The organism is Dysgonomonas termitidis, assembly GCF_042654545.1.
GTDB classification, from domain to species: domain Bacteria; phylum Bacteroidota; class Bacteroidia; order Bacteroidales; family Dysgonomonadaceae; genus Dysgonomonas; species Dysgonomonas termitidis.
Genome location: NZ_JBHSGN010000010.1, coordinates 22,570 through 46,099 on the forward strand (window position 1 = coordinate 22,570; position 23,530 = coordinate 46,099).

The following is a 23,530-nucleotide window of genomic DNA, read 5'->3' on the forward strand; positions in this document are numbered from 1 at the left end:
AGAGAGAGAGAGAGAGAGAGAGAGAGAGAGAGAGAGAGAGAGAGAGAGAGAGAGAGAGACACACACACACACACAAGTGTAAGTGCCAATCCAAGTTTTTTCCCAAATATCCAACTTTGCGAATCCTTTAAGATTCGTCCGGCATTTTCATATCTATACTTTACACATATAATACACGCACGCATAATGTGTGCATATACGCGTATATTAGCCATTCCGGCCACAAAAAACAAAAAAATCGGATATAAAAATTCAATGTATTCAAAGAAGCCTGCGCTTTGTCATTTATTGTCTTCGATAAATTTATCATGAATTTTTTAGGTTCCTCTTTACCATGTACTGCGAAACTCTATTGTATAAAAAATAAGGACATAGTCTATAATTTTAATTCAGTATTTTATATATTTACCTCGGAATCGAAACTAGCATGAACAACGAATTACAAGAACAGGATATAATAAGAAAGAAGGTATGCATCTGGTATTTATATATTATAGTAATGATATTATCCGTTTTTACTGTATTTTATATAAAGGAAGATATCAACCCCTTGAAAAATTTGTTTTTAATATATGGGATAGTACATATACCCCTGATTTTCTTTGCTTATAGGTTTAATTACGGATTATTAAAATACTTTGTACTGGTCTATATAGTCTACCATTCTTTCTTCCTTTACGCCAACGCATTGTTTTACTGGCTTTTTGGACAGACAACTGCATTTATATGGTTCTTGATTATACCGGTGGCGGCAATGATATTTTTCCAGAGGAAAGTAGTAATCCTTTTTAGTATTTATGCTTTCGCGCTTATATGCTCTGTTTTTATCGTAGTACCTTTTATCCCTGAGGGATACTGTCAGCGCCCTACCGATCATCAGCTGATGCTTGTAAATATCCTGACTATTGTTATAAGTATATGTTGCATTTGTTTTTTTTTATATTATCTGAATCTGATAAATCTGATAAAAGAATTGCAGTTAAGCAAGTATAGAATAAGAGACGAAAAAATAACAACGGATACGGACAATATTAAATTCGAAAATCTGTACATCAACATTCTGAATTATTTTTCCGAGAAAAAACCATATTGTAATCCCAATTTCACGATTGTACAGTTAGCAGAAGATCTTAATAGTAACGTAAAATATATATCAAAGATTATTATAATAAAAGAAAAGGTAAATTTCAGCATTTTTCTGAATAAATATAGAATTAATCTGGTAAAAGAACTGATAGCAATGAACTATCATAACAAATATACTATCAGGCATATATATACCTCCGCAGGTTTCAGGCATCAGGCAACCTTCAATAAAGTATTTAAAAATATAGAAGGAATTACCCCTTCCGAATATATAAAAAGGAACAATACAAAGTGGTGACCTTAACAGGCCTGTCCCTGAGAAGTGAATATGGCAGACAAAATGACACTGAAAAGTTTATTAAATAATATAAATACTATTAAGCCCCTCTTTGGGAAAAGTTACGGATATTAGTATAATTCTGGTATTGCTATGTCTTAAAAAAGCTTTAGTCAAACTCTCTTTTGACTAAAGCTTTTTCTTTTCCCGTAATAATACCCATACATGACAAAAAATTTATATTGTCTAGTCCGCAGGTTTCCAAATAATCTTTTCCGTGGTACTGCCCAATGCTATTAAGTTGAGCTTTTTCTTAGTTTTCCCAGGTACTACATAAACAATATGCAATTCCTTTTTAAACTTATATAAATACATATAAATCAGCCAATACGTATATTTTAGTGGCTATTCGAATTGTATTATTTTTCCGAAATCCACTGCTTTATTTATATTTTATTTGTATTATATTTCACCACAAAATATCTTTAGATAAAAATTATGCAAAATACTACTTACTAAGAAACAATTTCTTTCATTTAGATTCATGTACTACCTACTACCCTGTGAAAGCACCGGGTAATAAAATAAGTACACAAACTCTAACGAAATTAATTTAAAAGATTATGAAAATACAACTAGCAATTTTATTTGTGTGTTTCCTGCTCATACTACCAGGAAACGCAAACCTATCCGCCCAGGTGACAATAGGGGCAAAAGGTCCTCCCGGGAACGGAGTTTTACCGGATCTTAAAGAAAAAGATGTCACAGAAATACATTTTGTCACATTTTTCCCTGTCTTTTTATTTTTGTATAAATTTTGACAAATACCTATTTGACAACAGACGTGAATTGTCAAAAAATAACCCATATTCATAAGTGATTATTCTACTTTTGTTCCGAAAATAACATGTATCAGGTTGCAACATCATTTATTCCCTGTACTACCGATAGCTGTTTTTCAGGAGTGGTCATTATAATATTTTGCTATTTACGACATTTAAATTGTCGTTTACGATATTTTATTATCGACAACTACCCCCCTCTATACTTTAACTTTGTAAAGTATTATTGATGATATTTTGGATTCATATATAATTATAACATATAAGGCACATAAACAAGGCTTTATTAATTACAAACTAAACAAACAATGAGAAAAACAAACACTAACTTTATAAAACGGAAGATAAAAGATATACTTCTGTTGATCGTATTACTATTTAGCTTAACCATTACCACACATGCCCAAGTAACAATAGGAGCAGGAACTCCTCCCGAGAAAGGGGCATTATTGGATCTTAAAGAAAGAGATGCCACTAGTCCGACACAGGATATCACCAGTCTGGAAAATTCTACAAAAGGAGTCCTGCATCCAAAGGTTTTCCTTCACGACGCAGCAAAACTGACTCCTCTGTATGGCGGCTCCGACGATGGCTCCGGAGTATGGTCCGACGAATCCACAGCCGAAGAGAAGCTGAAAGCGACGGGGATGGTCGTTTATAACGTCAACCCTGACGCAATCAATATGGATGAAGGCTTATATATGTGGCAGATAGATGAATGGGTGAAATTGAATCAGGACGGAGCGGCAATTATCCAGCCTGTAAACTGTTCCGCTATCCGGATAAACGGTTCCTACATAGAAGGAGTACCTGCCAACAATAACAACTATCTGGAAATAGACCTGACTGTAACCAAAAAAGGTTCTTTCGTTATTTCAGTCTTGTCCGGCAACGGCTATAGTTTTTATTACACAGGGGTAGCTTTGGAAACAGGGACATTAACAGTTAAAGTACCCGCACAGGGAACACCGGCTTTGGTACAAACGGATAGATTGACATTCAGTGGAATAAGTCTGGTTTCCGGTTGTGAGCCGGAAATAACGGTACAGGAAATGGTTGCCGCCTATACGATGGTCTGCTCATCGGCTGTGGTACAAGGTCAATTTTTCAAGGGCCAGGCTTTAACAGCTTCGAATAAAATAAGAATGAATATCAATGTATCTCAACCGGGCTCATATAATATTTATACGGAAACGAAAAATGGCATCAGTTTTAGGGCTTCAGGATCATTTGCCGCTACAGGAACACAAACCGTAGAATTGCTGGGTACCGGAATCCCTACCATAAATGAAGACTTTCAGGTCGTAATAAAAGCAAATACATCGCTGGGTTCTGCGGAATGTTCCGTCTTGATTCCTATCATATTGCCGGATATGACCTATGCGATAATAGGCAGCGGAGTTTGGTCCTGGGCTGCAACACCAAGAACAAATGCTCTATCGAATACGGGTTCCGCCAGCTTTAGCCCTGATGGCCTCGTAAGGATAAAAAGTTTTAAACAATTATGGAGTACTACCAGTACATCCACCGCTACAACTAATCTAACCAACGGCATAAATGGTGGTAAATATCCTGATGTTGTTTTATACTTCGCATATGGTGCGGATCCGACATCTGCATTAACTACGGCACTTCTTAATTATATCAATGCGGGAGGTTGTGTAATATATGGTTCCTCTGATAATACAGCCACTGCTGTCAATACATTGATGAGTGGTCTTTTTGGAATATCACCGGCTCAGAATCAAACAGGAGGAGGGGATGATAATGTATATCCAATAGCAAATAATTCTTCTGATCCTATCATAAACGGGCCATTCGGTAATCTTGCGGGAATGTATTGGGGTGAGGATAATACTTCTAATTACTCTATTGTAATGTCTTCTTTGCCTCCAAACTCCGTACAAATTTGTACAGCGCAGTCCACGTCAAAACCCGGTATAGATCCCGTCATATCAATTGTATGGTACAATAATAGTAAAAACTTTGTATATTTTGGGGATAGTACAGGGGCCAGTGCCAGTGATACAAGTACCGGTGCATATCCTGCAATTTACAGGAACAACTTGCCTGCATCTAAACTTTATGGGCCTGGCAGTACCAACAACCGTTATGTTTATAATGCGGCTTTAGAACTAAATGCAGTGGTATTTATGATTCGAAAGGCGGCGGTTAGCGGAATTAATCCTTATTAATTAGTATAAGCAGAATATGGATCAGGTCGTATCTACTGCCGGAAGTGCCCTCTTTGGCGCAAGCCTGCAAGAGTAAACCTTATAAAAGCGAAAGCGGACAATTCTTTGAATTGTCCGCTTTACTTTTAATGGTATGTTAGATTGGATTGATTACATCATTCCTCCCATTCCACCGCCCATTGGAGGCATTGGAGCAGGGTTTTCTTCTTTCTTATCCGCGATGATGCATTCCGTAGTAAGGAACATACCCGCGATAGACGCCGCGTTTTCAAGAGCGACACGAGCCACTTTGGCAGGATCGATTACTCCGGCTGCATTCAGATTTTCATAAACATCCGTACGTGCATTGTAACCGTAATCTCCTTTACCTTCACGTATTTTCTGAACTACGACAGCTCCTTCTTTTCCGCTGTTAGCTACAATCTGACGAAGAGGTTCCTCGATAGCGCGTTTTACGATTTCGATACCTGTAGTTTCATCTTCATTTTCGCCCTTCATGTTTTCAAGAGCATCGATAGCACGGATGTAAGCTACACCACCTCCCGGTACTGTACCTTCTTCGATAGCGGCACGGGTTGCGGAAAGAGCATCGTCGACACGGTCTTTCTTTTCCTTCATTTCCACTTCAGAAGCAGCGCCAACATAAAGGACAGCTACACCACCTGCCAATTTAGCAAGACGTTCCTGTAGTTTTTCCTTATCGTAATCCGATGTTGTTTTCTCCATCTGTGAACGGATCTGGCCTACACGTGCGGCGATAGCTTCTTTTGCACCGGCTCCGTTTACGATAGTAGTATTGTCCTTGTTGATAGTAATCTTATCAGCAGTACCAAGCATATCGAGAGTAGCAGCTTCCAGAGAAAGACCTCTTTCTTCTGTGATCACTGTACCTCCTGTAAGGATAGCGATATCTTCCAGCATTTCCTTGCGGCGGTCTCCGAAGCCCGGAGCTTTAACGGCAGCTATTTTCAAGCCTGCGCGAAGACGGTTTACTACTAATGTGGTCAAAGCCTCTGAATCGATATCTTCAGCAATGATAAGCAGTGAACGGCCCGATTTAAGAGCAGCTTCAAGTATTGGAAGGATATCTTTCAATACAGAAATCTTCTTATCGTGGATCAGTATATACGGGTTTTCAAGGTCAGCTTCCATTTTCTCTGTATCAGTTACAAAGTAAGGAGAAATATAACCTCTGTCGAATTGCATACCTTCTACTACGTCAACGTATGTTTCGGTACCTTTTGCTTCTTCAACTGTGATAACGCCTTCTTTTTTCACTTTACCCATAGCTTCAGCAATCAGCTTACCGATGGTTTCATCGCCGTTTGCAGAAATTTTAGCTACGTTCTCTATTTTTTGCAGGTCATCGCCTACTGTTACCGATTGCGCTTTGATGTTCTCAACAACTTTAACCACGGCTTTATCGATGCCACGTTTCAAATCCATTGGATTTGCTCCTGCGGTAACGTTTTTAAGGCCTACGCTAACGATTGACTGTGCCAATACTGTAGCAGTAGTTGTTCCGTCACCGGCATCGTCGTTTGTTTTAGAAGCTACTTCTTTTACAAGTTGTGCTCCCATGTTCTGGAATGGTTCTTCCAGTTCTATTTCTTTAGCAACAGTTACACCGTCCTTTGTAATGTGAGGCGCGCCGAATTTCTTATCCAGAATGACATTACGGCCTTTAGGCCCAAGTGTTACTTTTACAGCATTAGCCAATGCATCAACACCTTTTTTGAGCTCGTCGCGAGCATCTATATTAAATTTGATTTCTTTTGCCATTGTATTTTTGAGTTACGAGTTACGAATTACGAGTTACGAGTTTCTTTTTATTGAAATTGTAAATCGCAGTCTATAACTCTATTGTTAAATTAATATTTTTGTTTTCCTTGTAACTTGTAACTTTTTTAGATAATTGCAAGAATATCAGACTGACGCATGATCAGGTAAACTTCGCCTTCCAGTTCTATTTCTGTTCCGGCATATTTACCATAAAGCACATTGTCTTTTGGTTTTACCACCATATCTTCGTCCTTTGTTCCATTTCCTACGGCAATTACTTCGCCTTTAAGCGGTTTTTCTTTTGCAGTATCAGGAATAATGATACCTCCCACACTTTTTTCTTCTGCAGCGGCCGGTTTTACAAGCACTCTGTCTGCTAATGGTTTAATACTCATGATTCTTTAAGATTTTAAATTGTTATATATTAAATTTTAAATATTTTCTGATTAGAGATAAGCGAAATGCGTGCCAAAGTATATTTCTGTCAAAAAAGCAGGATAAGGAACGTGTGAAAACTGACAAGTAGTCATTTACTGTTCGCAGCCATGAATTAAGCAAATGATAAGATTTATTGTCGTATTTGTCATGCTGAGAAACGAAGCATCTCGTGCCTCTTTTTAGGGTCGGGATCCTTCCCTACGGTCAGGATGACATGCGACAGTAAATATTTTAGACTACATATATATATCAGTTAATGGTGAACAGTCAGCAGTGACCAACTAGTAACTGTTAAAAAGTAACAAAGGTAACAGATATATCAGTTAACAGTAAACAGTTAGCAGTAAACAGTTAACAACTTGTATCAACTCCGCTCGCGCAGACGTCCCGTCTGTGTGTTGCGTAGCAAACATTTTTGCCCTGTCAACAAGACACGGACTGGAAGTCCGCGCCAGCGGGGGTACTACTCGTTAAAAGGTAACAAACGTAACAGTTTTTTAGCCTTTGTGCCCTTTGTGATTTTCTTCGTGTACTTAGTGGTTAAAACTCTTTACCACAAGGGACACAAAGATTTACACAAAGAACACTATATAAAAAGTAACAAAGGTAACAGAAATATCAGTTAACAGTAAACAGTCATCAGTTAACAACTTGTATCTCGTAACTGCCCGAAGGGCGAAGTAACTTGTAACTGCTTTAATCAGCACTTCAAAGAACGATAAGCTAACAGCTATTAGCCGTTAGCTTACATATAGATAAAGTAATTTATTATTATTCAGTCTCCGGATTCAGTTTCTTTTTATCCAGATTTTTTACCACCCGCCCATATATAACAAGTGCGATGGCAGAGACCATACCGATTCCGACAAAGACATACCATATATAATGCGCGTTTACTGTAGCTGCGGCATATTCTACCTGCGATGCAAATGCCTTAGGGTCCGGACAGTACTTTTCCAATAAGAAGCCTGACAGTCCGAATGCAAAGAGGTATGAAAAGAATGAGTGTAAGTGACTAAATCCTAAATAAAGGCCTTCTTCCCCTTTTGGCGACTGTAATGAGAAATATTCCAAAAAGCGTGGAGATATAAAACACTCTGCCAATGCCTGCATGGCAATACCCACTATCATCATAAAGGCAACAGGGTGCAATCCCATTACATAATCAGTCCCGATCTGGTTGCCAAACGACATTACCAATGCCGAGAACGGTATAATCAGCATCCCTATAGTCATTGAAGTGAGAGCAGTACGCCTTTTCATAAATGAGGTGACAAAGTTGACACATACAAATACCACCAACGGATTCACATTGGCATACCAACCCGGGGAAGCTCCTTCGCCGATCATACGGATCACATACTTAGGCATAGTCGCATACATCTGGCTCTGAATCATCCAGAAACCGCTAATAATGAGTATCAATGCTATCAGACGTCCGTTCTGACAAACTTTCCACAGGGCTTTTCCTATCTCGGCAAAACTTTTCCCTTTACCTTCGGTTTTTACCGATTTATAGAAAAAGAAAACCGCGATCAAAGCAAAAAGGGTCATTGACGCGGAAAAGAAATTAAGGTATACAAGCCCTTCATCACCCATGCTTCTGCGTAGCGGGTCAACAACGGTTTTACCCGTAAATGCCCCGATATTTACCATCATATAAAAGATGGCATATCCGCGTGCACGGTTTTCCGATGTAGTCTCACGCGCCACCGTCCCCGAAATAACAGCCTTTATAAATGCTCCGCCTATAACGATAAGCACCAGAATGGGAGCGATACTCCAACGCAGATAACTTGTTTCAAGGCCGGTGAAAGTAGCTGTCATCCCGTAACTTACCAGTCCCGCACTCTCCAGCATGGTAGGCAAGAGGCCCAAGCCTCCATAACCAACTGTCAACAAGGTAAATGCAAGTATAATGGATGAACGGAAGCCTATTTTATCTGCATATGCTCCGGCAAAAGTGGGAAGGAAGTATAGCATTGCTGAAAATATACCCGAAATGATACCGGCTTCGATATCAGAGAATCCCCAAACATTGGATAAATAAAGGGTGATTACAATAAATACGGCATAATACGCCAGCCGTTCGAGCAGTTCGACGGAATTGGCAACCCAAAAGGCCCTTGAAAATTTAGTCATTAGATTTGATAGAATTGTTAAAATTTAAACGAATTGTCACAAAAATAAGAAAATAATCCTGTTTACAAAGGTTCTGAACTTTACGGAACATGTTAATTAGACCTTTTTAACTCAATACAGAAGGTCGTGCCTACACCTATTTCCGAAGACTTCACATAGATTTTCCCCTTGTGATACGATTCTATGATACGCTTTGCCAGAGACAGCCCCAGTCCCCACCCTCTTTTCTTTGTAGTAAATCCCGGACTGAAGATAGTTCTGAACTTTGATTTCGGAATACCTTTTCCCGTATCCCGTATATCCAGACTTATTATTTTACCTTTATCGGACAATGTGTAAATGATCTCACCCTGTCCCTCCATCGCATCCACCGCGTTCTTTGTCAGATTCTCTATCACCCAGCTTAATAAAGGCCCGCTTACATTCGCATAAAGAGGAGTAGCGGACAGATGAAGTTCAAAGATAACTTTTTTCGAGATTCGCTTTTCGAGATAGGTTATAGACTGAGTTACGATCTCATTTATATCCTTTCGTTCCAAAGATGGCGCAGAGCCTATTTTCGAGAACCTGTCCGTTATCATTTGCAGGCGGTTCACATCTTTCTCCATATCCGGCAAGATGGAGCGGTCGGCATTTTTTAATTTCAGATACTCCAGCCACGCCAGCAATGATGATATCGGCGTTCCTAACTGATGCGCCGTTTCTTTCGACAGGCCTACCCAAAGGCGGTCCTGTTCCATCCTCATCGTAGTAAACAATGCAAAAAAGGCAGTTATCATAAATATGATCAGTACGCTTACCTGAACATACGGATATAATTGCAACCGCTTTAGTGTATATGAATCGTCATAATATACATATTGGTCAAAATCCTCAACTTCGATAACAATAGGTCCATGCCTCTTTTCAAAAGTCCGGGACTGCTGTCTCAGAAACTCCTGCTCACCGGTCTCGGGAAGTTCTATATTTGTGGAAGTATAGTAGTTGTCTTTTCTATCGTATAAAATAACGGGAATAGTCGTATTGCTTTTCAGAATCTGTATTACCAGGTTCATATTCAGGTTTTCGTTATTGCTGGCCATCTCTTTGGTAGCCTCAGCCCAGATTTCTATCTTATTGCGCTCTTCTTTCGACAGGTCTTTTACCAGGTAATGAGAGACAACAAGCGACCCGAAAGCTATTATTATAGCCACTATAATAAGGATGTACCGCAATAAGAGCTTATTGTTCTCAAATATTTTCATGCAATAAAGATAATTGTTTTATTCCTTAACGCATTTTCGAAGTAAAAAATATTGATTATCAGATTTTCTTCAGTTCCTGATACAAGCGTTGTATGGGTAATCCCATAATATTGAAATAAGACCCCGATATATATTCCACGGCGATATAACCGATCCATTCCTGCACGCCATATGCACCGGCTTTATCCAAGGGTTTATATTTAGTCACATAGTATTCTATTTCATCTTCTTCGAGCCGTGCAAATCTCACTTCGGATGAAATGCCGAATGCTCTCTGTTTCTCTTTTATAGTAATACAAACGCCTGTTACCACCGAATGCGTCTTACCCGAAAGATCGCGGAGCATTTGTTTGGCATCCTCCTCATCGAGTGGTTTGCCATATACCTTTCCACCGAGGAGAACGATTGTATCGGCTGTGATAAGAAGCGTGTTATCTTCCATACAGGCCCTGTACGCGTTTGCTTTTTCCTTTGCGATGTAGATAGCGATATCTTCTCCGCGCAGATTATCGGGATACGATTCGTCTATATCCGGTAATGTTTTTATTTCGTAAGCAATATCCAGCCCTGAAAGAAGTTCCTTCCTGCGGGGAGAATTGGAAGCGAGTATGATTTTATATTTAGATAAGTCAAGCATTCAGAATAAGTTTTTTTGCCGGCTTTCCAGTTCCAGCAGTTTCCTTTTCACCTCAAGGCCGTAGGCATATCCGCCCAGCTTCCCGCCTTCGTTCACTACCCGGTGGCAAGGAACGATTATGGCTATATTGTTTTTTCCATTGGCGGAGCCGACAGCGCGGCACCCTTTCGGAGAGCCTATGCTTATTGCTTCTTGCTTATAGGAGACGGTTTCCCCGTAAGGAATCGTATTCAGGTAGTCCCAGGCTTTTTGCTGAAAGGCAGTTCCTTCCTGAGCCAAAGGTAAGTCGAAGATTTCCCGCTCACCGGCAAAGTATTCTTTCAGTTGCTTTATAGCCTCAGCGAGAACGGGAACTAAGATAGTATCCGTTTGTTTCATTTCTGAGACAATCCGCAGAGCTGAAATAAAACCGTTAGTCTCTTCTATTTCTATTGCTCCGACGGGAGATTGTAAAAAAGCCTTCATTTTTTTTCTTCGGTTTATCTTCGTATTTCGACCAGCTCCAGTTTATCATCTGGCGCAGGCGTTTAAGGAAACGCTTCGATGGTTTGTCTCTCAGATACGATTCTATGTGGCGTTTCTTCTTTTCTTCCAGTATTTCATCCACATTGATAAGTATGCCCGTTTCCTCCACATTGCCAAAAGTATCGTTCACGGCCGTACCGAACACTTTCATCTGGGGCGAAAGGCTCATATAGGCATTTACCAGTGGCGGAATGTTAAGCCCTAACCTGCGGACAGATGTATTTAAGATTTTATAATCAGCCTTGAATGTATCCTCATCGAACAAACGTATAAGCTTCTTTTCATCTGTTTCTATCCGAAGCGCCTGCTTTGGCCAAACCAACCTATCAGGATCGGGGAAATACTTTCCCAGAAAATAAAGGATCATATCGCGGGCCTGAGTATTATAGGTATCGTACATGGTCACTTTCCCGAAAAAATATTTCATGGACGGGTCAGCCACAGACAATGCCCCTAATCCGTCCCAAAGATTATCGAGAGCGAATATACCTTTCGAACCTGCAAGAGTGGACTGATATTCCAGTGTGACGAACGAACGGCCCAGTTCGAACGTATAAGGCAGGTATTCTTTTATAAACTTCCTGGAGAAATGAAACAGGTGGGAGGTCGCCAGTACCGGCTCGCCATTATCATCGAAACAAATATCCGGCCCGCAGATAAAACGGTATCCTCCTATTATTTCTTCTGCTTCCGGATTCCATACGATCAATTGCTTGTACGGATTGTCCATTGTATCATACTCGTCAATATCGGTAGACAATCCTGTTCCTCCCCCGTAATAACGGAATGCGATCTCACGCAGACGGCCTATTTCCAGCATCACATTAGGCGAATTGTGATGTGTGATTATATAAATCTCGTTATTCGCCTTATTGGTATGCCTCAGAAGTTTATCCTTCGTCAATTCGGCTTTTAAGAGACTTTTATCTATTGGTGAGATGATTTTTTCCATCTAATATTATCTGTTTGATTTCGCTAACTTATACACTTCATCTTTCACATATCCGGCCCATTGTGAAGCATTCTTCGAATTATTGAACGTTGAATACGGAATTGGCTCGCCAAATGTAATAGAAAAACTTGTACCTTTATTCTTAAACATTTCGTCGGGCAAAAGTATCAATTCCACATTGAACTTTAACCCTAACCGCTTTCTTATATTTGCAAATCTATAAAAGAAATTTGAATTTTTCCCATCAAAGTAGACAGGAACAACATCTCTCCTGGATTCAATGGCTTTCAGTATAAAATTCTTTTGCCACGGCAAATCGTATATCTTTCCCCTTTCCCTGCGTGAACATAAGCCCGCCGGAAAAGTGACAATCTGATTATCGGAGTCATAAGCTTCATTTAATGTATGAGTTGCCTGCTTCGACTGCCTGCCGTATTTATTAACCGGAAGAAAAATCGGTTGCAGATTCCTGATGAAATACAATACATCATTTACCACATACTTTATCTTCTTATTGTACTTTTCACCGATAACTGCCGAGAGGCAAATACCGTCGAGCCCTCCGAGCGGATGATTGGATGTAAATATAAAACGCCCACCTTCCGGAATATTCTCCAGACCGTTCACCTCCAGTGTAAGATTGAAATAGCCGACCACAGCCTGCATAAAATCGACACCTTCCTTATCTGCATATATCCTGAGTATTTCATTTAACTCATCGATATGAACCTTACGCTTCAGATAATTTATAATAAAGCGTGGTATTTTATTATAAATTTTCGGAGCTTTTTCTTCCAGTACTTTATCTAAATCCAGTATAAGTGGTTCTTGAGCCATTTCTGAAAAATCATATGAATCACAAAATTAATTGATTTTGAGTTATTATTACTTCAAAAAATCAATAAATAGTCATAACTGATATGTTTTAATTGATTTTACCTATTATATTTGTGTTCTTATTACAAAATATATAATAATAGAATAATGAAAAACAGAATATTATTTTCTATTCTCAGCATCGCATTACTAGGCATATTCACCCTGACAAGTATCGATGTATCGGCGGAAGCTAAAGATGAACCGAAAGGAAAATCGCCTGTCGTAACATTATCCGCATCAAATTATGAGAGTGAAACTTCCAAAGGGCTCGTCTTTGTAGACTTCTGGGCAGCATGGTGTGGCCCTTGCCGCCGCATGGCTCCAATCTTGGATGAAATTGCTACGGAATACAAGGATTCTGTCAAGATAGGCAAGGTAAATGTAGACAATTACAAGAAATTCTCGATAGACAAGGGTATACAGGCACTGCCTACCATAGTCGTTTACAAAGATGGAAAAGAAGTAGACCGTATTATGGGACTGGTATCGAAAGAGAAACTGGTGGAAGTAATAAAGGAATATTCAGCAAAGAAAGCTAACTGATCCAGTCGAAACGCAGGTACGGGATCACAGCCTTTGCTATTTCAGTTACAAGAGGATAGGTATGGGATCTCTCCCGCACGTCCTCTTTTATTATGCGCTTATGCTGGTCAAATTTGGCAACAAGGTTCAAAACAATACTGAATACCACAATCCATTTAGCTGCACAGAACACAGCTCCTGTCAATCTGTTCAATATAGTCATTTTCAACGCGTCCACGAAAGATTCCAAAAGCTTTCCGGCAAAGAACAATGCAACCAATATCGCTATAAATGCCACAATATAGGAAAGCGGACCTATAATATGAGGCGAACCATCGATCAGATTAATAAGCCGGGGGGCAATGTATTCCGATAATTTCCCTGCAAAGACTGCGCCCAATATAATCCCCGCGAGAGAAGCGATTTGCATCACCAATCCCGAAAAGAATCCTTTTATCAGCGTTACCAATACGAGAATTACAACTACCAGATCAAACCAGTTCAACTCCATAACATGCACTTATAAACAACAAAAGTAAGAATTAATACTAATTCTTACTTTGTTTGCCTGAGCAAAATATCTTTTTACAAGCTAAGGCCGCAGATCTGTTTATTGCTTTCGCATCTGCAACAGCAATAGTCAGTTGCGTTCAGAATGCTGCATTAAATGCATTTCCTCACTTAATTACTTGCTGTATTCGTCTGAAACTGAAAGCTTAGCTCTACCTTTGGCCCTGCGGGCTGCAAGCACTCTACGTCCGTTTGCTGTAGCCATTCTTGAGCGAAAACCATGTTTGTTTTTTCTCTTTCTGTTTGATGGTTGAAAAGTTCTTTTCATCGCTATATATATTTTCTGTTATTATTTCTTTGTTCAGTTTCGGGTTGCAAAAATAGGATGTTTATTTAATATAAGCAAGGATATTAACGTTTTATTTTCTCGAAAGTTATAAAACTATATGCATATTTATGCTTCTCATCCATAGGATGATCTTCCTTCGATACTTCCATCCACAACTCCGGATCAATCCGGGGAAAGAAAGTGTCGGCATCTCCGAACCGGTGATGAATACGGGTCAGATACAATTTGTCCGCTACATTTACAACTTCGTTATATACAGAACCGCCGCCAATAAAGAAAATTTCAGGTTCATCTTTGCACAACTCAACAGCTTCTTCGACAGAAGAACACATCTCGCATCTGTCGAAATGCAAATCCTTATTCCTGGTAATTACAATATTCCGCCTGTTGGGCAGAGCCCCTTTAGGCAATGACTCGAATGTTTTCCGCCCCATTATCACAGGGTGGCCATCTGTTACTTTTTTGAAATACTTCAAGTCGTTAGGCAGATGACAAAGGAGGTTATTATCCTTGCCTATCGCATTCCCTTCATCCGTTGCTACTATAATCGATTTTACTGTCATATTTTATTTCTCCTTCGGTTTCAGCCCTATTTTCTTTCCTTTTTCCACCAGATATTCATACGCGGCGTCATATTCATTGGGTATAACTCCGTCCATAATAGCGTCTTTGACAGATGATTTCAACCGCCCCACTTCCACACCCGGAGCAAGCCCGAATATTTCCATAATTTCCTCGCCGCCGATCGGAGGCTGAAAATTACGTACATGATCTTTCTCTTCTATATCCTTTAATTTATGGCGTACCAGTTCAAAGTTTCGCAAATAACGGCGGACCTTCTCCGGATTTTTAGACGTTATATCAGCTTCGCACAGAGTCATCAGATCTTCAATATCATCTCCGGCCTCAAACAATAAACGGCGGACGGCCGAATCGGTTATATCCTCATCTACAAGCACCTGTGGGCGCATATGAAGCGTCACCATCTTTTGCACATACTTCATTTTCTCATTCAGAGGAAGCTTCATCCTGCGGAATATTCCAGGGATCATCTTTTCTCCTATAAAATTATGGTTATGAAAAGTCCATCCCAGTTTCTTGTCGAAACGCTTGGTTGCCGGTTTGGCTATATCATGCAGGATGGCAGACCAGCGCAACCACAGATCATCGGTTTTCTTCGATATATTATCCAAAACCACCAATGTGTGATAAAAATTATCCTTGTGCCCTACCCCCTCTTTAGTCTCAGCTCCCTTGAGTGCTACCAGTTCCGGAAAAATAATAGCCAACAGACCTGTCTGGTCAAGTTGAAGGAATCCGACGGACGGCCTGGGGGACAATATGATCTTATTTAATTCATCTATAATACGTTCACCCGATATTATACCGATGCGGTCTTTATTACGGGAGATGGCATCGAATGTTCCCGGTTCGATGTCGAAACCCAGCTGCGAAGAAAAACGTATCGCCCTCATCATCCGCAAGGGATCGTCACTGAACGTAATATCCGGATCGAGTGGAGTCCGGATAATCAGGTCTTCCATATCCTTCAGCCCGTTAAACGGATCGAGTAACTCCCCGAACCTGCTTTTATTGAGGCAAACGGCCAGTGCATTTATTGTAAAATCGCGACGATTCTGGTCGTCTTCCAATGTCCCGTCTTCTACAACCGGCTTACGGGAATCCCTTTGGTAAGATTCGCGGCGGGCACCTACAAATTCTACTTCCGTATCCTTATATTTGATCTGCGCCGTACCGAAGTTTTTGAATACAGAGAGATGAGCTTTTCTACCCAGCTTCTTAGCCACAGCCTGAGCCAGTTCAATACCTTTACCTACTGTAACAATATCTATATCCTTTGACGGGCGATGCAAAAAAATATCACGCACATATCCCCCGATAGCATAGCACTCCAATTGCATATCATCTGCAACCTGAGAAATTATTTCAAATATTTTCCCTGAAAACTTCTCTCTTAGTTCGCTTTGTATTTCCTTTTCGTTGTGGTTTATCATTTTAATCTTACAGCATCTCTCTCTTCGGCCAACAGAACAATTTATTCGAGCAATCAAATCAGACAATCGCCCTGATTCCGAGAGGTTAGAAAGTGCAAAGATAATAATTTCTACTTATCAATTATCATAAGGCAGCCCGGCCTCAACAAGAATTATCGAACATCCGCAATACATCATTAAACGATAAATTCCCTTTAACTAAAACCATTTTTTTCTTTTTCCCGTTAAAGGTATATACCGAAAGATCTTTTTTCCTATTTTTAATATCGAAAAGCTAAATTATTAGAGAATAATTCTGTCAAAATCAAAATAATTTGTAATTTGGTACAGGATTATGAAAGATTACCCAGAATATTTTCTCTCTAAAAAAGAATAACATCCTATGCAAATTTTTTTAAGAAATACAATGGTGTTTCTCTTTGTCTTCCTGTTTGCTTGCGGGACAAAAGATGATGGCGCCAAGCTGCGCCTGGACGCGGCGCGGCATTTCTATGCCAATAAAGAATACTCACTGGCCAAACAGGAAATAGACAGCATCAAAATTTTATACCCGAAAGCATTCGACCAGATCCGCTCCGGCCTGGCATTTCTCGACACTATAAGAAGAGCCGAAAACGAACAGGTAATTGCCGGATGCGATTCCCTTATCGCCCTGCATGAGCCTACATTGGAAGCAATGAAAAAACTTTTTTCGTTTCAGCGTAACAAAGAATACCAGGAAACCGGTGCATTTATCCCCAGAGAGAGTCTCTCGGGCGGTATCATCACAGGCATCATGCTCCGGTCAGGAGTCGGTGAAGATGGCGTATTATATATTGAGAGCGTTTTTGTCGGATCAAAGCAAAAACACAATCAAATAAAGGTATCGGCAAAAGACGGCTCTTTTGCTCAGTCGCTGGCAGTGAACGACGACGGCCTTAATTACCGGTTCTCCAATATGGGAAAAGAATACGAGATTATCCGTTTTGCGGGGGCCAGTGAAAATGGCGTAGCCAGATTTATATTCACCAATTCAGGCAATCCCTTAACCGCCACATTGGAGGGACAGGGAAAATATTCATACACCTTATCACAAACTACAAAGTCCGCAATTTCAAAATCTTTTGAGTTATCTACAATGATGTTACAACTGGATAGTTTAAAAACTGCCAAAGAAAAGGCAGAGTATCATATCTATTACCTTGATAACAAAAAAGATAAAGCCCATACGGACAATATCATCAAATGAAAAAAACTTATGAAAAAAGAGCAAGCGCCTGTTGAGATCCTGAATCAAGGACCGGACATATTCATCCCTAATATATCGGTCGATTGTATTATACTGGGTTTTCATTCGTGTAGCCTTAAAGTATTGTTATGTAAATTTAAAGTCTGTGAAAAGTGGATGCTCCCGGGAGGTTTCGTAGCAAAAGACGAAGATCCCGACGAATCTGCCCGGCGGGTATTAAAAGACCGGACCGGACTCAAAAATGTATATCTTAAACAATTCTGTTTCTTTGGTAAAAAAGATCGTATCGACACCGGGGAAAATGCCGATATGCTTAAACGGTTCAACATACAAGGGGACAAAGGCCGATGGTATACCGACCGTTTCATAAGCCTCGGATACTACTCCCTCATTAAATATGATGAAGCCCGGCTATTTGTCAACGAAGAACATGAAGAGGCCCGATGGTTCGATATAGACGACATACCGCCATTATATGCCGACCATAAAGAAATCATAGACACAGCCACCTCCACTATACGGAAGCAGATCGGCTTTATTCCAATGGGTTATGCATTACTACCGGAGAAATTTACCATGCCCGAACTCAGATGTATATATGAAGCTATTCTGGGACGGGAAATAGACAGACGTAACTTTCAGCGAAAAATGTTATCGATAGGTTATATCCAGCCTTTGAATGAAACAAGAAGAGCCGGCGCATACAAATCTCCAAATCTGTACACTTTCATAAAGGATAAGTATGAAGAGGCCGAAAAATACGGTATCCAGGTGATGAGCAATAATTTCTGAAGAAACAGAAGGAATAAAAGAGAATAAAAAAGCGCGGAAGTACCAACTTCCGCGCTTTCTATATATTGAGGTAATCTTTGCGTCTCTTACTTTGCTCCTCCGGCTTTCATCAGATTAGCTTCTTCAATATATTTATCAGCTTCCATGGCAACAGGTGAATTCATATATTGATTTTTGACCGTTGTAAATGTCTCAACTACCTTATCATAGTTTCCCTGATTACGGTATATAAGACCTGCTTTCTTATACAATATCGGGCTTTGCACAGGATTATCAACGCCTTTGGCAGCCTTAACGTAGTAAGAAACAGCATCATTTTCTTTTCCGGTATTGCTTAGACAATCACCGATAGTTCCGTTTACCAACTGGGACAATACTTTATCTCCGCCGCTAAACCCTTTCAGATAGTCCAATGCTTTATCATACTGGCCCAGATTAGCATAACAGATACCGGCATATAATTTCGCAAGGTTTCCGGCGTTGGTCGAGCCATAATCACTGATAATAGACTCAAAACCTACATATCCGTTTGCATCTCCATAGATAGCAAGGGAATCCTGCCCGTTCCTGTAATATTGCTCACCCTTGAATAAAGCAACTTGTGCTTCTGCATTCTTTGGCCCGAGGTAGAAGTTCCTGAAAGCCAGATAGCCACTGATAACCACAACCACGATACCGATTCCGATCAATATCTGTTTTTGATATTTTTCGATAAAGTTTTCAGATTTATGAACGGCACTGTCGATTTTTTCCCAGTCCTTCTCTTCCCGTATTTCAGCTTGTTTCTTTTTAGAAGACATTGTATTATTAGTTATATATTTTAATATTCAGAATTAGCAGCGACAAAAATAGCGGTTTTATCCTTATAAATAAAATCCTGACTGTATTTTTTTTACTCAGTATAGAATTTTACAAGTTGGAGGATAGCCCTTTGACATACAGGGCAGAAGTCTTTACATGTATTTGTCTTCATCCGGCAATCGATAGCAGGGCGATATATCCCCTTTGCCGAATAGCCCGCACCCTCGAACACACCTACATTATATCTGTCTGCAAGGCTAATATTCGTAGGCACCGGAGTCTGGGGCTGAAGCATATCCTGCCACTTTACGGTAAAATCAGCCAGAGTGGTAATATTCGGCTCCCACGGTTCTACTGAATGAATATATGTATTATCCAGCACATCGCTGTCATAAAAATATTCGTCGGCCAGTCCGGCAAAGCTATGCCCGAATTCATGGACTACAACAGGTTTGAATGCAGCATGGCCGGTAGTGGTCAGCGTATATGCATTAAATATCCCCCCGCCTCCATATACATCTGTATTTGCCAATATAATAATATGTGCATATGGGATTCCGGCAATAGCATCATGTATGTCTTTTACATGGGAAGTAGTCAGGTACCGGTCGGAATAAAAAGTATCAAAATGGGAACTGAAAGCTGTCCTGCTCCATTTGCCCTCACGCGGGACACTGACCCCTGAATCCTCAGAAATCGTTTCCACCGCATAGAAATTAAACTTATCTTTCAGTTGATTGAACGGACTGTGATTGAATATTTGTTCGCAGGTTATCTGCGCATGCTCTCTAAATTTTGTCATTTCTGAGGCGGTGTATCCTTCTGCGAGAATAACAACATTCACACATTTATTGACCGAATCGCCCCGATGTATGGCTGTATAGGCCGGAATATTCTTCAGTCCCTTTTTCTTTATCAGAATATCATCCGGATTTACATCGTGCCTGATAGCAGTCCTGTAAACGCCGGACTTATCTCTCAGCTTTATCTCCACTGATATCTTACCCTTAGGATAAGGTACTAAAAACGAGTTCTCGAAACTTTTTCTTACCGCCTTAGCTTCAGGTGTAGTCTGCCATTCTGAAAACAAGGTACTGAAAGCATCGGTATAGATGCACGTTCCTGTTTTTGCATCTGTCACCCATATCTGCCCGTTCCCTTTACGGAGTAGCTGTGACAGGTTATGCCTGCGCCCGGCCCAACGGGGCAATTGGTTCAACTGATCGAGAGCTACGACCTGAGACCCGTCATTTCCCGAAAATATGTAATCTATACGCAAAGTTTTATCGACAAAATAATCTTCAAAATCCTGGGCCTGTGATCCTATAATAGAAAAGAAAAGAGTAAGGGCTAATAAAAAATATTTCATAGAAAGATTCGTTTAATAAGTGACAAAGATAAAAAATATATACATAAATATCCGGACTCCAGGCAATAACATTGAAAGTGAATATTGAACCTGAATACAAAAATTTATACTTTTTTTGTTTTTTCGTATTCTGCTTTCTTGTTTAATTGATTAGCTTTGCATCCGAATATATAAGCATGAGGTTTTGTAGATGAGAAAAGTTCGCATCTTAGCATACATTTTTCTGTGTATATTGTTCTCCGTGCCTTTCTGGGGCGCACAATATGCCTATACTAAGCATCGTGCTGTAAATTCAATATATAGCAACGATACCCTGCCCCGTGTGAATGGTGATTCCCTCCCGAAGGATGATTCCCTGAAACTCCGGAACGACTCTTTACTGCAAGACTCTACCGCTCAGAAAAAAAATGCGCTGGATGCCGTAGTAGACTATACGGCCAATGACTCCGTTGTACTCATGTCCAACAATTGGGGTTATTTATACGGCTCTGCAGAAGTAAAATATACCGAGATAACACTGAAAGGCGAGAAATTATCCATGAATATGGACAGTAGTTTGGTATATGCCACATACGGTCTGGATTCCGTAGGAAAAGAATTCGGCTATCCTGTTTTTTCCGATGGTGGCACGGACTATGAGTCGAAAGACATGAAGTATAACTTCAAGACAAAAAAAGGATATATCACCAATGTTGTTACCACTCAGGGAGAGGGTTATGTAATAGCAGGAAGAGCGAAGAAGCAGGAAGACAACTCGTTCTTTATGCTCGACGGTAAATACACAACCTGCGACGATCACGAACACCCGCATTTCTATCTGGCTCTGACAAAAGCAAAGGTCAAGCCTAAAAAGAATGTAGTTACGGGTCCTGCCTATCTCGTTATCGAAGGATTACCTCTGCCTCTGGGACTTCCTTTCGGGTTCTTTCCTTTTTCCGATAAATATTCATCGGGAGTTATCATGCCGTCGTACGGAGACGAGATGGACAGAGGATTCAATCTGCATGACGGAGGATATTACTTTGCCATTAATGACAATATAGACCTTGCCCTCACAGGGGACATTTATACAAAAGGTTCATGGGCGCTCAAAGCCCGTTCATCATACCGTAAGCGTTATAAATATTCCGGATCGTTCGACTTCAATTATCTGTACAACAAATACGGGGAAAAAGATGTAGACCAATCTATAAGCAAAGACCTCTCGATCAACTGGACGCACTCGCAAGACCCTAAAGCGAATATGTTCCGGACACTCTCCGCAAGTGTGAATTTTTCGACAAGCTCATACAACCAGAACAGCCTCGATAACAGATATATCCCCCGGGGAACCAGCAATACCAAAGGTTCAAGTATCAACCTGACCCAGAAAATACCAAATTCGGCATGGAGCCTTTCAGCCTCTATGAACATAGCCCAAAGAAGCCAGGACTCATCCATTTCCATGACTTTGCCAAACCTGACCGTAACAATGAGCCGTGTGGCTCCGTTCAAAAGAAAAGAGGCGGCGGGAGCAGAACGCTGGTATGAGAAAATTCAGTTAAGCTATACAGGGGATTTCAGAAACAGCATCGACACAAAAGAAAACCTGTTGTTAAAATCCAACTTACAGAAGGACTGGAAAAATGCGATGAAGCATACCATTCCGGTTTCCGCGACATTCAGTGCATTCAATTACCTGAATATCACCCCATCTATTAATTACACGGAACGTTGGTACACCAGTAAAATACAAAAGCAATGGAATCCTGAGACAAATACCCATATGAGTATGCGTGGCGACACGACATATTCATTTAAACGTGTCTATGATTTTAATGCCGCATTGAGTTTCCAGACAAAATTATATGGGGAATACATACCCGTTTTCTCGAAAACAACACGAATACGCCACGTCTTTACTCCTAGCATCAGCCTCAGCTATGCTCCCGACTTCAGCGACCCTATATTTGGATTCTATGAAAGATATAAATATATAGATTCGAAAGGGCAACAAATGGAATATGTATATTCCCCTTATTCGCAGGGAATGTTTGGTACAGCTCCGATGGGCGCTTCAGGAATGGTTTCGTTCAACTTTGAGAATAACCTGGAAATGAAAGTCAAATCAGAAAAGGATTCGACCGGAATGAAAAAGATAAGCCTGATAGACAATCTCAGTGTCAATTTCAGCAATAATATGATGGCCGATTCCCTCAAATGGAGCGACATCGCTGTAAATGCGCGTTTCAAATTCAGCAAATCGTTTGTAGTAAATATAGGCGCCGCTTTCGACCCATATATGTATGGATTGAATCAATACGGCAGCCCGACAAAGGTAGACAAACTGCGTATCAGTCACGGCAAGGGTATCGGACGGCTGAAAAGCACGGGATACTCCATATCCCCGTCCATCAACCAGGATACATTCAAAAAACTCTTTGGAAAAGATATAGACAAGGAGGAGGGCAAAAAAGAAGGAGCTCAACCGGGAACCGACACTCCTGAGGGAGAAGCCGGGGAGCAGCAAAAAGGCAGTCTGCTGGAAAAAAAGAAAGATGACAACGAATATGATGAAGACGGCTATGTAAAGAACGATATAAAATGGAACCTGTCATTTAACTTCTCCATGAACTATAACTATGGGGATTTTGATTATGACAAGATGGAATATAAAGGCCGGCTGACTAAAAACTTCGGACTAAGCGGAAGCATACAGCCTACAAAAAACTGGAATTTCAATTTTAATACGAGTTACGATTTCGATGCCAAGAAAATCGCATATATGAGTTGTAACCTGACCCGGAACCTGCATTGCTGGTCAATAACAGCCAGCTTCAACCCTGTTGGAGCATACAAATCATACTTTGTGTCGTTGCGGGCAAGTTCATCATTATTGCAGGATTTGAAATATGAGCAAAGAGGCCGTTCATCCAGTTACGACCCTAACTGGGATTAAACCCGGT

The 23,530-nt window shown here is 40.4% G+C and carries 21 protein-coding genes; 7 read left to right on the forward strand and 14 right to left on the reverse strand.

Annotated elements, in window-relative coordinates; translation table 11 throughout:
- The 3 genes from ACFO6W_RS01680 to ACFO6W_RS01690 all read left to right on the forward strand — a co-directional run.
- A partial coding sequence (locus tag ACFO6W_RS01680; RefSeq protein ID WP_379993570.1) for a hypothetical protein occupies positions 1-312 on the forward strand: 312 nt, incomplete at its 5' end.
- A gap of 115 nt (positions 313-427) precedes the next feature.
- Positions 428-1,384 carry a helix-turn-helix domain-containing protein gene (locus ACFO6W_RS01685; RefSeq protein WP_379993571.1) on the forward strand — a complete coding sequence of 319 codons (957 nt, stop codon included), beginning with the start codon at positions 428-430 and terminating at the stop codon, positions 1,382-1,384.
- Positions 1,385-2,513: 1,129 nt separating this feature from the next.
- Positions 2,514-4,400, forward strand: coding sequence for a hypothetical protein (locus tag ACFO6W_RS01690; RefSeq protein WP_379993572.1), 1,887 nt, complete (start codon positions 2,514-2,516; stop codon positions 4,398-4,400).
- A 150-nt stretch (positions 4,401-4,550) separates the two neighbouring features.
- On the opposite strand, the gene groL is transcribed toward ACFO6W_RS01690, so the two are convergent.
- The 8 genes from groL to ACFO6W_RS01730 form a co-directional block, all read right to left on the reverse strand.
- Positions 4,551-6,182, reverse strand: coding sequence for a chaperonin GroEL (gene groL / locus ACFO6W_RS01695; RefSeq protein WP_006801181.1), 1,632 nt, complete (start codon positions 6,180-6,182; stop codon positions 4,551-4,553).
- A 125-nt stretch (positions 6,183-6,307) separates the two neighbouring features.
- Complete coding sequence (locus ACFO6W_RS01700) at positions 6,308-6,577, reverse strand: co-chaperone GroES (RefSeq protein WP_291112430.1); 270 nt, start codon at positions 6,575-6,577, stop codon at positions 6,308-6,310.
- An 814-nt stretch (positions 6,578-7,391) separates the two neighbouring features.
- On the reverse strand, positions 7,392-8,762 hold the full coding sequence (locus ACFO6W_RS01705) for an MFS transporter (protein ID WP_379993573.1): 1,371 nt from the start codon (positions 8,760-8,762) through the stop codon (positions 7,392-7,394).
- A gap of 92 nt (positions 8,763-8,854) precedes the next feature.
- On the reverse strand, positions 8,855-10,006 hold the full coding sequence (locus tag ACFO6W_RS01710; RefSeq protein ID WP_379993574.1) for a sensor histidine kinase: 1,152 nt from the start codon (positions 10,004-10,006) through the stop codon (positions 8,855-8,857).
- Positions 10,007-10,064: 58 nt separating this feature from the next.
- Positions 10,065-10,643 carry a Maf-like protein gene (locus ACFO6W_RS01715; RefSeq protein ID WP_379993575.1) on the reverse strand — a complete coding sequence of 193 codons (579 nt, stop codon included), beginning with the start codon at positions 10,641-10,643 and terminating at the stop codon, positions 10,065-10,067.
- Positions 10,644-11,108: a methylated-DNA--[protein]-cysteine S-methyltransferase gene (locus ACFO6W_RS01720; RefSeq protein WP_379993576.1), complete on the reverse strand. Its 465-nt coding sequence runs from the start codon at positions 11,106-11,108 to the stop codon at positions 10,644-10,646.
- Positions 11,056-12,120 (reverse strand): GNAT family N-acetyltransferase, encoded by a 1,065-nt coding sequence (locus ACFO6W_RS01725; protein ID WP_379993577.1) that lies wholly within the window; start codon positions 12,118-12,120, stop codon positions 11,056-11,058. Before ACFO6W_RS01725 ends, ACFO6W_RS01720 begins: the two co-directional genes overlap by 53 nt.
- Before the next feature lie 6 nt (positions 12,121-12,126).
- Entirely contained in the window at positions 12,127-12,957 is an 831-nt protein-coding gene (locus ACFO6W_RS01730) for a 1-acyl-sn-glycerol-3-phosphate acyltransferase (protein ID WP_379993578.1), read from the reverse strand.
- 147 nt (positions 12,958-13,104) lie between these two features.
- Between ACFO6W_RS01730 and trxA the strand changes: the two genes are divergently transcribed.
- A complete protein-coding gene (gene trxA / locus ACFO6W_RS01735) occupies positions 13,105-13,542 on the forward strand; it encodes a thioredoxin (RefSeq protein ID WP_379993579.1) in 438 nt (145 codons plus the stop codon).
- Here trxA and ACFO6W_RS01740 read toward each other — a convergent pair.
- The 4 genes from ACFO6W_RS01740 to ACFO6W_RS01755 form a co-directional block, all read right to left on the reverse strand.
- Positions 13,535-14,032: a CvpA family protein gene (locus ACFO6W_RS01740; protein WP_379993580.1), complete on the reverse strand. Its 498-nt coding sequence runs from the start codon at positions 14,030-14,032 to the stop codon at positions 13,535-13,537. The genes trxA and ACFO6W_RS01740 overlap by 8 nt on opposite strands.
- 174 nt (positions 14,033-14,206) lie before the next feature.
- Positions 14,207-14,359, reverse strand: coding sequence for a 50S ribosomal protein L34 (gene rpmH / locus ACFO6W_RS01745; RefSeq protein WP_081852563.1), 153 nt, complete (start codon positions 14,357-14,359; stop codon positions 14,207-14,209).
- Between the two features lie 83 nt (positions 14,360-14,442).
- Positions 14,443-14,943 (reverse strand): dihydrofolate reductase, encoded by a 501-nt coding sequence (locus ACFO6W_RS01750; RefSeq protein WP_379993581.1) that lies wholly within the window; start codon positions 14,941-14,943, stop codon positions 14,443-14,445.
- Positions 14,944-14,946: 3 nt separating this feature from the next.
- Positions 14,947-16,395 carry a CCA tRNA nucleotidyltransferase gene (locus ACFO6W_RS01755; protein WP_379993582.1) on the reverse strand — a complete coding sequence of 483 codons (1,449 nt, stop codon included), beginning with the start codon at positions 16,393-16,395 and terminating at the stop codon, positions 14,947-14,949.
- A 382-nt stretch (positions 16,396-16,777) separates the two neighbouring features.
- Between ACFO6W_RS01755 and ACFO6W_RS01760 the strand changes: the two genes are divergently transcribed.
- On the forward strand, positions 16,778-17,623 hold the full coding sequence (locus ACFO6W_RS01760) for a hypothetical protein (RefSeq protein ID WP_379993583.1): 846 nt from the start codon (positions 16,778-16,780) through the stop codon (positions 17,621-17,623).
- A gap of 9 nt (positions 17,624-17,632) precedes the next feature.
- The gene (locus tag ACFO6W_RS01765) at positions 17,633-18,415 is read left to right on the forward strand and encodes an NUDIX hydrolase (RefSeq protein ID WP_379993584.1); all 783 of its coding nucleotides are present in this window, start codon (positions 17,633-17,635) and stop codon (positions 18,413-18,415) included.
- A gap of 86 nt (positions 18,416-18,501) precedes the next feature.
- Here ACFO6W_RS01765 and ACFO6W_RS01770 read toward each other — a convergent pair whose 3' ends face one another.
- Positions 18,502-19,215 (reverse strand): tetratricopeptide repeat protein, encoded by a 714-nt coding sequence (locus ACFO6W_RS01770; RefSeq protein WP_379993585.1) that lies wholly within the window; start codon positions 19,213-19,215, stop codon positions 18,502-18,504.
- A gap of 92 nt (positions 19,216-19,307) precedes the next feature.
- On the reverse strand, positions 19,308-20,585 hold the full coding sequence (locus tag ACFO6W_RS01775) for a M64 family metallopeptidase (RefSeq protein WP_379993586.1): 1,278 nt from the start codon (positions 20,583-20,585) through the stop codon (positions 19,308-19,310).
- A gap of 190 nt (positions 20,586-20,775) precedes the next feature.
- Here ACFO6W_RS01775 and ACFO6W_RS01780 point away from each other — a divergent pair, with 190 nt between their 5' ends.
- Positions 20,776-23,523 (forward strand): putative LPS assembly protein LptD, encoded by a 2,748-nt coding sequence (locus ACFO6W_RS01780; RefSeq protein ID WP_379993587.1) that lies wholly within the window; start codon positions 20,776-20,778, stop codon positions 23,521-23,523.
- The last annotated feature ends 7 nt before the right edge of the window (positions 23,524-23,530 follow it).

What these genes read in the sequence shown, in the direction of transcription:
- ACFO6W_RS01750 (WP_379993581.1), bottom strand. Translation starts at nt 14,943, where the DNA reads ATGACAGTAAAATCGATTATAGTAGCAACGGATGAAGGGAATGCGATA.
- ACFO6W_RS01690 (WP_379993572.1), top strand. Translation starts at nt 2,514, where the DNA reads ATGAGAAAAACAAACACTAACTTTATAAAACGGAAGATAAAAGATATA.
- ACFO6W_RS01700 (WP_291112430.1), bottom strand. Translation starts at nt 6,577, where the DNA reads ATGAGTATTAAACCATTAGCAGACAGAGTGCTTGTAAAACCGGCCGCT.
- ACFO6W_RS01720 (WP_379993576.1), bottom strand. Translation starts at nt 11,108, where the DNA reads ATGAAGGCTTTTTTACAATCTCCCGTCGGAGCAATAGAAATAGAAGAG.
- ACFO6W_RS01765 (WP_379993584.1), top strand. Translation starts at nt 17,633, where the DNA reads ATGAAAAAAGAGCAAGCGCCTGTTGAGATCCTGAATCAAGGACCGGAC.
- ACFO6W_RS01755 (WP_379993582.1), bottom strand. Translation starts at nt 16,395, where the DNA reads ATGATAAACCACAACGAAAAGGAAATACAAAGCGAACTAAGAGAGAAG.
- groL (WP_006801181.1), bottom strand. Translation starts at nt 6,182, where the DNA reads ATGGCAAAAGAAATCAAATTTAATATAGATGCTCGCGACGAGCTCAAA.
- ACFO6W_RS01780 (WP_379993587.1), top strand. Translation starts at nt 20,776, where the DNA reads ATGAGAAAAGTTCGCATCTTAGCATACATTTTTCTGTGTATATTGTTC.
- rpmH (WP_081852563.1), bottom strand. Translation starts at nt 14,359, where the DNA reads ATGAAAAGAACTTTTCAACCATCAAACAGAAAGAGAAAAAACAAACAT.
- ACFO6W_RS01685 (WP_379993571.1), top strand. Translation starts at nt 428, where the DNA reads ATGAACAACGAATTACAAGAACAGGATATAATAAGAAAGAAGGTATGC.
- ACFO6W_RS01760 (WP_379993583.1), top strand. Translation starts at nt 16,778, where the DNA reads ATGCAAATTTTTTTAAGAAATACAATGGTGTTTCTCTTTGTCTTCCTG.
- ACFO6W_RS01770 (WP_379993585.1), bottom strand. Translation starts at nt 19,215, where the DNA reads ATGTCTTCTAAAAAGAAACAAGCTGAAATACGGGAAGAGAAGGACTGG.
- trxA (WP_379993579.1), top strand. Translation starts at nt 13,105, where the DNA reads ATGAAAAACAGAATATTATTTTCTATTCTCAGCATCGCATTACTAGGC.
- ACFO6W_RS01710 (WP_379993574.1), bottom strand. Translation starts at nt 10,006, where the DNA reads ATGAAAATATTTGAGAACAATAAGCTCTTATTGCGGTACATCCTTATT.
- ACFO6W_RS01740 (WP_379993580.1), bottom strand. Translation starts at nt 14,032, where the DNA reads ATGGAGTTGAACTGGTTTGATCTGGTAGTTGTAATTCTCGTATTGGTA.
- ACFO6W_RS01715 (WP_379993575.1), bottom strand. Translation starts at nt 10,643, where the DNA reads ATGCTTGACTTATCTAAATATAAAATCATACTCGCTTCCAATTCTCCC.
- ACFO6W_RS01730 (WP_379993578.1), bottom strand. Translation starts at nt 12,957, where the DNA reads ATGGCTCAAGAACCACTTATACTGGATTTAGATAAAGTACTGGAAGAA.
- ACFO6W_RS01705 (WP_379993573.1), bottom strand. Translation starts at nt 8,762, where the DNA reads ATGACTAAATTTTCAAGGGCCTTTTGGGTTGCCAATTCCGTCGAACTG.
- ACFO6W_RS01775 (WP_379993586.1), bottom strand. Translation starts at nt 20,585, where the DNA reads ATGAAATATTTTTTATTAGCCCTTACTCTTTTCTTTTCTATTATAGGA.
- ACFO6W_RS01725 (WP_379993577.1), bottom strand. Translation starts at nt 12,120, where the DNA reads ATGGAAAAAATCATCTCACCAATAGATAAAAGTCTCTTAAAAGCCGAA.